A 12,268-nucleotide genomic window follows, 5' to 3' on the forward strand; every position below is an offset into this window, starting at 1 on the left:
TGGGCATCCGCCACGGGAAACCGGGGGCACTCTCGTCTAATCCGGTGAGACAGCTATCGGATGCATGATATTGTCGTCGACTGGTTTGCAAGATGTAGGGCGCACGTCTCGCACAGAACCATCTCCTATAGTAGTCAGTAGAACTGTTTATACACCACTCACAGCAGGATGGCCAGCGACAGCCACGCTGGCCGGACACTCGCGAGCGGACCTGCCCTGACTTCTACCGACTACTATAATTTCAGCCGTGCCCGTCGCAGGTATCTCATTATCAACTATAGGGATAACAGGCGGCTGACCACGCTATCCACGTGAAGATTTGTCGACCAACCGGCGATTTAGCTGATTGGGCGAGAAGCCCCCATCCTCAAGGAGCGACCATAGGGAGCGAGTAGGGTGGGGATGAATCGCCCTGCAAGGAAAACTTACACTTAACTATCTCGCACTACACAATCAACGTACAGCGCATGGATTACGTACTCAAATACAGACTGTTCCCGACCAGCTATCAACGGGAGCTCCTGGACTGGGTGCGTGATACTGTGCGGCAAGTCTACAACCACGCGTTGCACCGATTCAACCGCATTCCCGAGGATGCAGGCACGGTCAGACAACGGGTGATGCAGGTCCGGGATGAACTACCGGACCTCAAAAACTGGTGGACCGATCTGAATAATGTCTACTCGACCGTGCTACAACAGGCGGTTGAACGGATCGAAACCAACGTCAACAATCTCGGTAAACTCCGAGATGCTGGATACAATGTTGGATCGTTGAACTGGAAACCACTACACGAGTACCGGAGTTTCACGTATCGACAGCGGGGTTTCGAACTCGATAACAAGAATGGCTCCAACGGACGTGGAATTCTCACACTCAAAAAAGTCAACAGCAAGACTATCGACGTACCAATCCGGCTTCACCGTGACCTCCCAGACGAAACCGAGGTAAAACACGTCACGGTGAAAAAAGACCGGACAGGTGCGTGGTATGCCTGCCTCAACGTCGAAAGAGATACACCCGACAAGCCAGCTCCTGAGGACATACACACGGAAGATACGGTCGGGATCGACCTCGGGATCGTGAAGCTCATCCACGATTCTGACGGCAGACAGATCAATCGGCTTGAGTTGTCTGCCGATCGGAAGCGATTGGAACGTGAGCAACGAAAGCTCTCCCGGAAGGAACATGGGTCGAACAACTGGGAGAACCAGCGACAGACCGTCGCTGAAGTCCACAAACGGATGCGGAACAAAAAGGCGGACTTCAAACACAAGGTGGCGGCGTTCTACACCCGTGAATACGACGCTGTGTTCGTCGAGGACTTGAACGTGAAGTCGATGCTAGAGGGTAAGGAATGGTCGGAATACGGCTGAAGTCGGCTGGCGAGACTTCATCACGATCCTGAAGCATCATGGAAACAAACGTGGCTGTCACGTTATCGAAGTAGATCCGGAAGACACCACAAAAGGATGTAACCAGTGTGGTGTGAAAACTGAGAAGCCGCTATGGGTCCGTGAGCATTCCTGTCCAAGTTGCGGCTACATGACCGACCGTGACCATAATGCCGCGTTGAACGTCTGGGAGCGCGGGTTGCAGAAGCTAGGAGTGGTTCACTCCGAAGACACGCCTGTGGAGACTGCGACCGCTACGGAGCCAGAGGAATCGGCCTCTGTCTCTGCAAGTCGCGTCGTTGAAACAGGAAGCCCCTGCCTCAACGAAGCAACGCCAAGCGTTGCTGAGTAGGCAGGGGTAGTTCACCCATCGTGGACGCGGTTGAGTTCGACTACGAACACACTGCCAGCAGGCTCGTTGTCTTCGACCCAAATTTCACCACTATAGCTATCGACGAGTTGATCGACCAAATACAGGCCAAGGCCCGCTGCGGGGTCCTCCAGGCCATCTTGGCCTCGGCCGAAAATGGAGTCCTTCTGATCCTCGGGAATCCCCGGCCCGTCGTCGGCAATACTGATTCGGATCGTCTCGTCGGTAGCCCTACACCTAACCTCAATAACGGGGTTGTCGTTGTGGTTGTGCTGGACAGCGTTGTTCAGGATATTCCGGAACACCGATGAGAGCAGATCATCGGCCTGCACGCTGATATCTGGGAACTCGTCGTCCACCCGGAACGTGGCTTCCGGATACATTGACTGACACTTGGCTACTTCAGCGTCAAGAACCTCACAGACAGCGGTCGACTCCAACTCAGGGTGCCGGTCCGTTCCGAGGGCTTCAATAAAGTCGCGGACTGTTATAGTAAGATCAATTACGTTTTGAGCCGTCTTCTGGATCCGATCGAGCATCGCTTGGCCCTCGTCGTCGAGATGCGGGGCGAGTTCCTCGCTCCACCCAACGATGACGCTCATATCGTTCCGGATGTCGTGGCGTGTGACTCGGTTAAGTACGCGAAGTTGCTCGTTCGCCCGCGCTAGCGCCCGTTCAGAGGTCTTCCGTGGGCTGATGTCCTCAATAATCAGCAATACAGCCGGGGCTTGCCCCCATTTGATTCGAGCTGTGGTGAGCTCTACTGCCGAGTTGGGGCTGGTCCCGAGTGAATCGACCTCAACGCGGTCGATATACAACTCTCCGTTTGAGATGGCCGACAAATTGTCCTCAGAAAACGTATCATCCGCCGGGATAACGTCATCAAGTGACCAACCGACGAGATCGACAGTGTCCCCGATCCCGAGAATATCGCGTGCTTCCTGGTTGGCAGATTCGATGGAATCGTCTTGGAGGATAACCACCCCATCGGGAAGCGCTTGAAGGATTTCCTGTAGTCGGACTTCGATATCGGCCAGGTTCGACTGAGCCCGATGGAATTCGATGGCCTGCTTGATCAGTTCGGTGACTCGATCCCATTGGTTGTCGAACCGGTCCGTGATCAAATAGTCCGTCACTCTGGCGTGAATCGCCCGACTGGCAACCGCCTCACTCCCTTCGCCAGTGAAGATGATAAATGGGAAGTTGGGATGTTGGACCCGCACCGCTTCGAGGAGAGAAATCCCGTCGACCTCGGGGAGTTCGTGATCGCTTACAACGCACTGCACATCGCTGGTCTCTTCGAGGGTGGCTAGTGCTGCGTTCGCTGTCTGTACCACTGTAACCTGAAATTCCTGGCCGAGCTGGTCAGGGAGCTGCTGAGCAACTGTCGGATCAGCGGTAACAGCAAGCACATGTGGTGGTTCACCGGCCAGGTTTTCATTCATCGAATCGCCTAGCTGAGAACTGACGGTGTTTGCTGAGGTACTTTGAAATATTCCCTTCAACAGCAGTCGTGAGGAGTTCTGTGCCTGTTTCGTTCGATTTCATAGCTTGAACTGGCTGTTCTGGTTCGCGTGGTTATTCATAAGTAGGTTGAAAACAAAGATCATTATAAATATTTTGTGAACGATAATAGACATATTCGAGATACCACAGTATTGAACCCAAACTGTTGGCCTTTTTAGACCTGTAGGTGTTGATATAGCCCGAATATTGGACAAAATTTACGAAATCCCGAAAATCACCGTCACCTATTCAGTTGCAGAGTTGTCGTTTTCGTCCGACGCGTTGTCGCGCGCGTCCATCTCTTCGGTCCCTTGTAAGAAAAAATGATTGAACGGTTGGACGTGCCGCTGTCTCATCATTTCTGATGATTCGATTTTGGCGCCAATATCGTGGATGGCGTCAGTAATCCGCGTAATTTCGCTCGTATCTGTGCCAACCACATGGACGTGGAGGTTTCGTTGCCCAGTCAGCATTTCACGAACGCCAATCACACCCTGAATCCCTCGAATCTGCTCGGAATAGTCTTGCAGTTGAGCTGGTGACGCAGAGACTACGAACGTGATTTGTAGTGGGATATTGGCGGCTTCATAGTCGATCTCGGGGTGATAGCCTCTGATAATCCCGTCGTCTTCGAGTTGGTCGATCCGGTTGCGGATGGTACTAGCCGAGACACCCACCTTGTCGGCCATTGCTTCGGCTGACGTTTCCCGAGCGTCCTTCTGAAGCAAATAAAGGATACTCCGGTCAACGCCGTCTAAATCACGGCCCATACCCAAAAGTCGGCGTGGCAAGCATTAACAATTTTCCATAATGTCGATTCGCAGTCGGATGGACTTACAAATTGATTCAACTTGTGCAAGATACAGTACGCGTATTCAGCACGATGTCTGGTGGAAGGAAGGCTGTTGAGCAAACGACAGAGCAACCAGTTACTCGGTTTCAGTATCGATCACTGGGTCTTCGAGTTCGGTCGTCTCGTTCGAATGTCCCGCCCGGTAGGCGCTTGTATACTGCTGAATTTTTCGGTAGAGCAGGTAGCCAAAGCCGCCTACATACAGTACCACATAGACGAAGAAGGCAGGAATTCGCGGGAGGCCGGTCAGGGTTTGGATCAGTCCGCTACCGATGCCGACTGTGGCGTTGTAGGTTGCGTGGATTACCGCCGCGATGATGAGCCCTTTGACGATGATTGGACCACGGTTCTCGGGGTTAAACTTCGCTAACCCGAGGTAATAGCCCGCAAACGCCGAGTAGACGACGTGTCCGGGGCCGGCTAACGCCCGTGTCGCAGTGATATCACCGCCGATACCGATCAGGTCCAAGCCCAGAGACAGACCGCCGACTTCTCCAACTGCTTGACTGATGTAAATGGCGTTCTCGATAGTCGCAAATCCGAGTCCGGCGACAGCGCCGTACACTGCTCCGTCGATAACTGCGGCGAACCGAGCGTCGTTATACGCATACAGCCGTACAGCAAGCAGTTTCACTGACTCCTCTACGGGGCCCACGATGAGGAAGAAAAACAGAATCATCCCGATTCCGCCGAGTGCCGTGAAAACCGGCTGAAACAAGCTATTGGCAACGGCAGCGAGCCCTGCGGTGAGCACGCCAAGTATGAAGGTAGCCGCAAGCAGTGATAGCGGTGCTTTGGTCGTTACATCGCTATACCAGACGTACCCCGCCAGTAGCAGTGCGGGGAGGGCAGAGAGGACCGCTAGCACGCCGATCAAAGGCTCTCTCAGGATACTGAGTCCGCCGACAGATAAAAAAAGCAATACTGCGAGCAGGGCCAAGAGAACCTGGCCGGTCCGAACCGCTAACCAGTAAATTGAGACCGAGGCGCTATCGAGGAGGGACCGCTGTTCCCACGTCGAGATTCCGTAGAGATCCCGCTTGTCGTCCGCCGCCTCGACAGGGTCGGTCTCTTGATCTACGTCTTCCATACCGTTTCCATCGGAGAGTAGTTCATTTCCGCAGCACAGACAGCATGAACCGATCAATCGATCGCTTGATCCACTGCCCCATATCGGATTATTTCCTCTAATCGTGGGGGAGCGTCGTGTCCTTCAGTGGTCCACGACAGGCGGGGCATTCAGTCGTGTCCGTTAGGTCCTGGGTCCCCATTCCACAGTCTTGACAAACGTATAGCGTCGCCTCAGACGGGTCAGGATCGGTTTCAATCACACCTGTCGTTTCGTCCGGCGTTCACTTCGAAATTCGCTATTGTTGACCAAGGAATTGAAGTGACATGGTATTCGCACGTACCTAACGGCAGCTTCAGCTGGAAACGTCCGGATAGGAGTCTAAAAAAGACTCGACACATCCCACTACTACGTTTTTTCCTCAGCAAGAAATATTATGTCATCGATCGCGATAGAGAGCGTATCAGAGGCAACGTCCGCGTGGATTGACCAGCCATGAATCCGTGCCAGCGTGCGGGTATGAGCCAAAAGCATTCGTACATCTTCGTCTGTTTCTACCCCGTACTCAAACAGCTCTCCTGGCGTATCTATATCGAAAGGGTTTCCTTCACTGCTAATTTCCAGTTGGTCATCCGTCCGGCTGATATTTACAGTGGTCGCCCCACGCTTACGATGTACCTCAAACAGCAAACGAAATAACTCACTACACCGAGTCCGCTCGGTTGCGATCGCCACTGGCTCTTTATCCGGAGTCTGTAACTCCATGTGTCCATTTTCGCTATGATCGAATCCCCTTCTCAACAGTGCCGATAGTGATACCGGTTCTGTTTCCGTAATCGGTCTCCCGTGATTGATCAACGAGAGCAGATCGTCGGCAATCTGTTCGATACGCTCTGTCGCTTCGATAGCGGGACTAATTGAACCGCCGGACACTTGATTGTCGGCTGATACCTCCGAATCGGAGTCGTCCCGTAGTAGCTCTAGCTCTCCTTTGAGAATAGTCAGTGGATTCCGGAGTTGGTGAGCTATCTCTTTGGTAACGCCTTCCAGATGTTCGGTTTGCTGTTTGAGCCGACGGCGTCGGGTTTCCAGCTCTGTAACATCTGAGAGGACCACGGCCCGCCCGATTGCATCGGGTCCTAATTGTATCTCTAGCTCCCGGACCGTATAGTAACGTAGGCAGCCGTTTTGCTGTAGCTCGAACAGTGAATTGGTTCGTTCGGACCTGGCCAACGCTGGAATGGTCTCTTCAAGTGGATCGCCGAGAGACTCTTTGAGATTATTGAACAGACGCTCGGCGCTGTCGTTGTAATCAGCGATTCGCCCATGGTTATTAACGACAATAATGACCTCGCTAAGTTGGTCGGGAAGTTGTCGTCGTGCTGGCGCTCGGACTGACAGAAACGAATCTCTCGCTACCGTCACGATGCCGACTCCAAAGATTGCTGCTCCCAGCGGTTCATAAAAGATCAGTACGAGCGATTCTAGCCATATACCTGCCAGTAGTTTTGGGGCCACTGGCAGCCCGATGAGTACAGTCAGCATCACCACCTTACTTGTGTTAGAATTTGAGGAATAGTAGGTATCAAAGAGTACGTACATACCTATCGCAGCCCCTACATAGGCAAGTCCAGCAACAACCCAGTAAAGAACGCCGACCTCGGGAGCAAAATGTCTGAATGGGGTTGAAACGACTCTCGGACGAAAGTATAATCCGTGGAGTGGGTTTGTGAGTTTGAGTGCGATGATGGTGCCCACTCCCCCGATACTGAGCAGCTGAAGAGGACGGCTATGATGATACGGTGTACCGGCGTAGGCTGAACAGAACCACAGCCAGACGACCACAGTAGTGATACCCACAAATAAGCCGAGAGTGTAGCTAACACGCATAACTGTGACAGGGACAGGGAGTAATAAAAACAGATTAGAGACTGCCCAGACAGCGGTCAAACCAAGGAATACAGAAAGCGGACGGTGGATATCCGGCTCATAGAGTATAAGTACCCGCCAGGCTGCCCACAGACAGCCACCAGCAGCAACCAGAAACAGTCCCGCGATAGCTAACTGGAGCATCTAGATAGATTGTATACCTTGGTATGTAATGGTTCGGGTCAGATCAACCGAACCGTACTATGGGGACCGGATGGTACTGATGGCCGTTCGAATCGGTCGGTATAGGAATCGGACTTCGGTACGCTATAGAAAACGAGTGGAATCGTGATCGCGTCGTACGGGCGCATCAAGGGATTATTGGCCAAAATATCAAACTGGTCCCGTTGACTGGCGACGTATTGGACGCCGCTGCCGACCTCCGTTAGCAGTACGAGGTACTGAACGTCTTCGATGGTGCCCACCTCGGCAGTGCGTCTGTTCTCAATAAGCCGGTCGTCTCAACGGAGACACTGTTTCCAAAGATTCCGGAAGTCGAACATATCGATCCTCGCGAACTCCGTTAAGTGAACGGTCCGCTGATGGGGCATGAGGGAGTCGAGGCTCTTTTGTCTGATTTGGACGCAAAGCGTCCTGGGCGGCAGTGGTGAGAGAGTTGCTGGGTTGCGGCCCCCTCGAGACGACGGGACTGCTGGCGGGACCATGCCGCTACCCCTATTTCGTCAGACGAAAACATTAGATAGGATTCCCGCATACCAGTTTTTGTGCCAGTCGTTCGCCTTGTGTTTGTAAGTTCGGCGGTTGGACATCCCCATGTTGCCCCGTGTCGAGTCGATCGGAGCGGATCGTTCGGCGATCCGGCAGACGGAGACGGACGGTAACATGCCGGCGCTCGGCATCGTTGCTGATGATCTCACTGGGACGATGGACACCGCCAGTGAAGTCGCTACGCGTGGCTACGGAACCGTCGTCGTCGCCGCCCCCGACGCGTCGTTGCCGGACGCTGCAGTGGTCGCAGTTAACACCGACAGCCGGTATCTCCCGTCCGCCGATGCGGCCGACGCGGTCCGAAACAGCGTTGCGGCCCTCGATGCGTCGATCGTCTACAAAAAGATTGATTCGACGCTTCGGGGGAACATTGGCCCGGAGGTGGCCGCGGCGATGGGAGCCACAGGGGTCGATCTCGCCGTAGTCGCGCCTGCTTTCCCGGCTACCGGTCGGTGGACGTGGAAAGGTGTCCACAGGGTCGGCGGGATGCCCGTTGCTGAAACGGAGTTCGCCGCCGATCGAAACGGGCCGCCCGCCTCGGACGTCACTGCACTGTTCGCGGAGCAGGACCTCCCGGCTGAACACGTCGACGGAGCGGACGTCGCAGGGGGTGTCGATCGTATCGCAGACCGCTTCAACACCGCTGTCAAACGGCACGATCGGCCACCGATCGTCGTGTGTGACGCCCGAACCGCCGCACATTTGGACGCGATCGCCGCAGCCGGAGCCCGGTTCGATGCCCTGTTCGTTGGTAGCGGCGGCCTCGCGGCCCACCTTCGTCTGGACGTCACTCCTGACGCTTCTCAGGCGACGCCACGGCCAGGATCCGGAACGCCGCTTGCCGTAGCGGGAAGCGTCAGCGAGACGACGTTTGAACAACTCAACCACGTTCCCGACGATTGTCTACTCCGCCTCGACCCCCTTTGCATGCTGGAGGGAACTCCAGACAAGGCGGCCGAGGTCGCGGACCGACTGGAGCGCGGAGTTCCGACCGTGGTCACCGCTGCCTCCGAACGTTCCACCGTGGAGGCGACGCTTGTCCAAGGGCGAGACCGTGGCCTCTCCAACCCGGAGATCCGCGACCGGATCGCAACGGGACTCGCTACGGTCGCCGGGGAAGCCTGCCAAATCACGCATCCGTCCGGATTCTTTTTCACCGGCGGAAACGTGGCGATGGCCGGACTGCGCGCGCTCGAGGCCACGACAGTCTCAGTGACAGGGACGATGGATGACGCCGGGATCCCCGTCGGACGGCTGATCGATGGCGTCGTACCTGAGATGCCGCTGATAACCAAGGCAGGCGGGTTCGGTGACCAGACGACCATTATTAATTGTCTCGACGGGCTTGGTGGTGTACAGTGAGTGACCTACAGCCGATAATTGGCGTGACGATGGGTGATCCCGCCGGCATTGGCCCGGAAGTGATCGTGAAGGCCTACCGCCAACTCCACGACACCGGACGGCCGATCGTCGTCGGCGACGCAGACGTGCTTGGAGCGGCGACAGGGATCTGTGAGTCGGACCTTTCGATACAGCGTATAGAGACCGTGTCCGACGCACGGTTCGACCGCGAGACGATTCCAGTACTTGATCTCGACAACGTCGAGACGCTGGTCCGCGGTGAGGTCCGCGAGGAGTACGGTGCTGCTAGCCTAGAGTATATCGAGCGGGGGATAAAACTGGCGAAGGCTGGTGAGATCGACGGTATCACCACTGCCCCGATCAACAAGCAGGCAACAAAACTGGCCGGCAGTACATACGCCGGTCACACGGGGATGCTCGCGGATCGGACCAATACGTCTGAATATACGATGATGCTCATCGAGTCCGATCTCCGTGTGACACACGTCAGTACGCACGTTCCGCTCCGGGAAGCCTGCGAGCGGGTTACGATGTCGAACGTCTACAGTATTATCCGCTTGACCGCCGAGGCACTCTCTGATCTGGGGATCGAAGGCCCGACTGTAGGCGTCGCTGGGCTGAACCCGCACGCGAGCGACGGCGGTTTGCTGGGTGACACGGAGTCGGCCGAGATCGAACCGGCCGTAGAACGCGCCCGGGAGGAAGGAATCGACGCAGTCGGTCCTGAATCCCCGGACACGGTGTACGTTCGCGCGGCCCAAGGCGAGTTCGACTGTGTCGTCTCGATGTACCACGACCAGGGTCACATCCCGATTAAGATGTTGGGGTTCAGCAGCGGCGAGGCCGTTTCCGGTGTCAACGTGACCATCGGCCTGCCGATCATACGCACCAGCGTCGACCACGGAACAGCGTTCGACATCGCAGGGACGGGAGTCGCGTCCGAACGGAGTCTGCTTGACGCGTTCGGCGTCGCAGTCGATATGGCTCGTGCCCGGACTACAGGATAGAATCTTTTTTCGAACAGCTTTTACCGCATCGACTTTCACGAGGTCTCGGTACACTCCGTCCCTTCCAGTCTCGGATGGTCTCGGACACCCGGCTCTCCGAATACTCGATAACTTCTCGAAAGGTTGGAATCAAGCCCTGCAAGGTAGGGCGCTTGTTGATCAATCCACAAGTTCGACGCCAGTGAATTCGAACCGGGCCCCGCCCTGCTCGCTCTCGGTCACGGTGATATCCCACCCGTGTGCCTCGGCGATTTGTTCGACGATCCGCAGCCCGAACCCGGTCCCATCCTCGTTGGTCGAGTACCCCGCAGTGAACACCTCCTCTCGGTCGGCTTCGGGGATGCCGGGGCCCGTGTCCGCCACGTAGAAGCCGTCCTCCGTCGCCCCGACAGACACCGTCACGTCCTCACCACCATGTTCGACTGCGTTGCGGTAGAGGTTCTCTATCAGTTGTTGGAGACGGCTCTCGTCGGCCCCGAGAGTGTGTGTCGTGTGGGTCTCAAGCGTTGCTGATCCAGTCTCCACGGTTTGCCAGCTGCGCTCGGCCACGTCTGTGAGCCCAATAGGTTCGATTTCGCCCACTGTCTCGCCCCCCTGTGCCAATCTCAGCAGGTCCTCGATCAGCGCCTGGCTCCGGTCGAGCGCGTCGACTGCCCGGACGAGGTGGTCGCTCTCGCAGGTTTCCTGTGCCAGTTCGAGACTCACCTCGGCCACGCTGAGTGGACTCCGCAGGTCGTGGCTGACGATACCGGCGAACTCCTCCAATCGTTCGTTCTGGCGTTCGAGCGCTCGTCTGTTCTCGACAGACTCGGTGATGTTCTTTGAAACCGCCGTTACGTGGTCGATCTCCCCATCGTTGGGCCGAACGGGGACCGTTTGAATCCGGTACCGCTCACCCCCATAGTCCTGTTCGAACCTGTTGGCGTTCCCATCCAACGCCTCCTTGAAGTAGTGACAGAGTTCGTCGGCAATCTCGTCGGGAAACAGAGCGTGTGGTTTCCTGCCCGTGACATCGCTGCGAGACAGGCCGACGTTGCTCAGTTCTGCGCCACCGGCACGTACGCACTTTAGATCCGTGTCGATGAGGTATACCGCCCCATCGGGGAAGTTCTCGGCCAGTGTCTCGTACTGGTTTTTTATTCTCTGTAACTCCTTTTCGCGCTCGTTGCGTGTGCGCGCAGTCGTTATGAGTTCACTGACCATCCGCAGGATACTGATGAACTCGTCCGACCATGCTTCCTGCTTCTCCACCCAATCGAACCCAACGAAACCGACAAGTTCGTCGTTAGAAATCATCGGAGTGACGATCAACGACTCGATATTTTGCTCTTCGAGGAGTTCTTTTTCGGCTTCAGCTTCCGGGGGTAGTTCGGAAACGTTCGGAATGATGATTTTCTCGAAGTTTTTCAGTTTCTGTGTCCACCAGGGGAGAGTATCCTGCGGAAGGTCCTGAAGCATCTCGATCTGTGGCTCGACGCCCTCCGAACACCATTCATGCGTATTGCTGAGTGTTTCGGCCTCATGATCTATGTCGAAAATGTAGCTCCGGTCTGCATCGACAAGCGTCCCGATTTTTTCGAGTGTCCGATCAGTGAGAGTGTCAATATCACTCTCCTCTGTCTGGAGGAAATCGATAGAGAGTTCTGTGAGTTCGTTTGCGAGTGTTTGCAAGAACTGTATCCGTTGGTCACGCTGTTGTCGCTCGGTCAGGCTCCGGCCGATCCCGACGATACCGGTTGCGTCGCCGGTTTCGTCGGTCGAGTGAGCGCCGGTAAACTCGGTGAGGCGCGTCAACTCCTCTTGTCTGTCGGCCCGCTTGGCTTCGCGGCGGGCCTGGACGACGTTGCGGATCCGGTTGGCCAGGATTTCGTACTGTTCGGTACCACGCCCCCTCCGGAGATAGTCGGTGACACCGGCAGCAATAGCGTCACTGGCGACTTCCTCACTGCCCTTCCCGATAAGCAGAATAAACGCCTGTGTTTAATCACTAGCGGGCGGGGGATCACGTCGTGAGATCAAAGGCGTTGAAGCGGGAGAGTAGTGATTGTG

Annotated in this window: 8 protein-coding genes and 1 pseudogene; 4 read left to right on the top strand and 5 right to left on the bottom strand. The window is 55.7% G+C overall.

The window, feature by feature from the left end; all coding sequences use genetic code 11:
• Positions 1–467 precede the first annotated feature (467 nt).
• A pseudogene (locus tag KM295_RS08925) lies at positions 468–1,746 on the top strand (RNA-guided endonuclease InsQ/TnpB family protein).
• 11 nt (positions 1,747–1,757) lie between these two features.
• Here KM295_RS08925 and KM295_RS08930 read toward each other — a convergent pair.
• The 4 genes from KM295_RS08930 to KM295_RS08945 form a co-directional block, all read right to left on the bottom strand.
• Positions 1,758–3,209 (bottom strand): hybrid sensor histidine kinase/response regulator, encoded by a 1,452-nt coding sequence (locus tag KM295_RS08930; protein ID WP_256029595.1) that lies wholly within the window; start codon positions 3,207–3,209, stop codon positions 1,758–1,760.
• A 306-nt stretch (positions 3,210–3,515) separates the two neighbouring features.
• Positions 3,516–4,040: an Lrp/AsnC family transcriptional regulator gene (locus KM295_RS08935; protein WP_256029596.1), complete on the bottom strand. Its 525-nt coding sequence runs from the start codon at positions 4,038–4,040 to the stop codon at positions 3,516–3,518.
• 159 nt (positions 4,041–4,199) lie between these two features.
• Positions 4,200–5,213, bottom strand: a complete 1,014-nt coding sequence (locus KM295_RS08940) for a PrsW family intramembrane metalloprotease (RefSeq protein ID WP_256029597.1) — start codon at positions 5,211–5,213, stop codon at positions 4,200–4,202.
• Between the two features lie 387 nt (positions 5,214–5,600).
• Positions 5,601–7,265, bottom strand: a complete 1,665-nt coding sequence (locus KM295_RS08945; RefSeq protein WP_256029598.1) for a histidine kinase N-terminal 7TM domain-containing protein — start codon at positions 7,263–7,265, stop codon at positions 5,601–5,603.
• 630 nt (positions 7,266–7,895) lie between these two features.
• Here KM295_RS08945 and KM295_RS08950 point away from each other — a divergent pair.
• Both KM295_RS08950 and pdxA read left to right on the top strand, forming a co-directional pair.
• Entirely contained in the window at positions 7,896–9,212 is a 1,317-nt protein-coding gene (locus tag KM295_RS08950) for a four-carbon acid sugar kinase family protein (protein WP_256029599.1), read from the top strand.
• Between the two features lie 29 nt (positions 9,213–9,241).
• Entirely contained in the window at positions 9,242–10,219 is a 978-nt protein-coding gene (gene pdxA, locus KM295_RS08955) for a 4-hydroxythreonine-4-phosphate dehydrogenase PdxA (RefSeq protein WP_256029605.1), read from the top strand.
• 159 nt (positions 10,220–10,378) lie between these two features.
• Here pdxA and KM295_RS08960 read toward each other — a convergent pair whose 3' ends face one another.
• Positions 10,379–11,890 carry an ATP-binding protein gene (locus KM295_RS08960; protein WP_256029600.1) on the bottom strand — a complete coding sequence of 504 codons (1,512 nt, stop codon included), beginning with the start codon at positions 11,888–11,890 and terminating at the stop codon, positions 10,379–10,381.
• On the opposite strand from KM295_RS08960, the gene KM295_RS17065 reads away from it, so the two are divergent.
• Positions 11,885–12,232, top strand: a complete 348-nt coding sequence (locus tag KM295_RS17065) for a hypothetical protein (RefSeq protein WP_418904777.1) — start codon at positions 11,885–11,887, stop codon at positions 12,230–12,232. The two genes, KM295_RS08960 and KM295_RS17065, sit on opposite strands and share 6 nt — an antisense overlap.
• Positions 12,233–12,268 lie beyond the last annotated feature (36 nt).

The sequence above is a fragment of the Natronomonas aquatica genome, assembly GCF_024449025.1.
GTDB lineage: Archaea > Halobacteriota > Halobacteria > Halobacteriales > Haloarculaceae > Natronomonas > Natronomonas aquatica.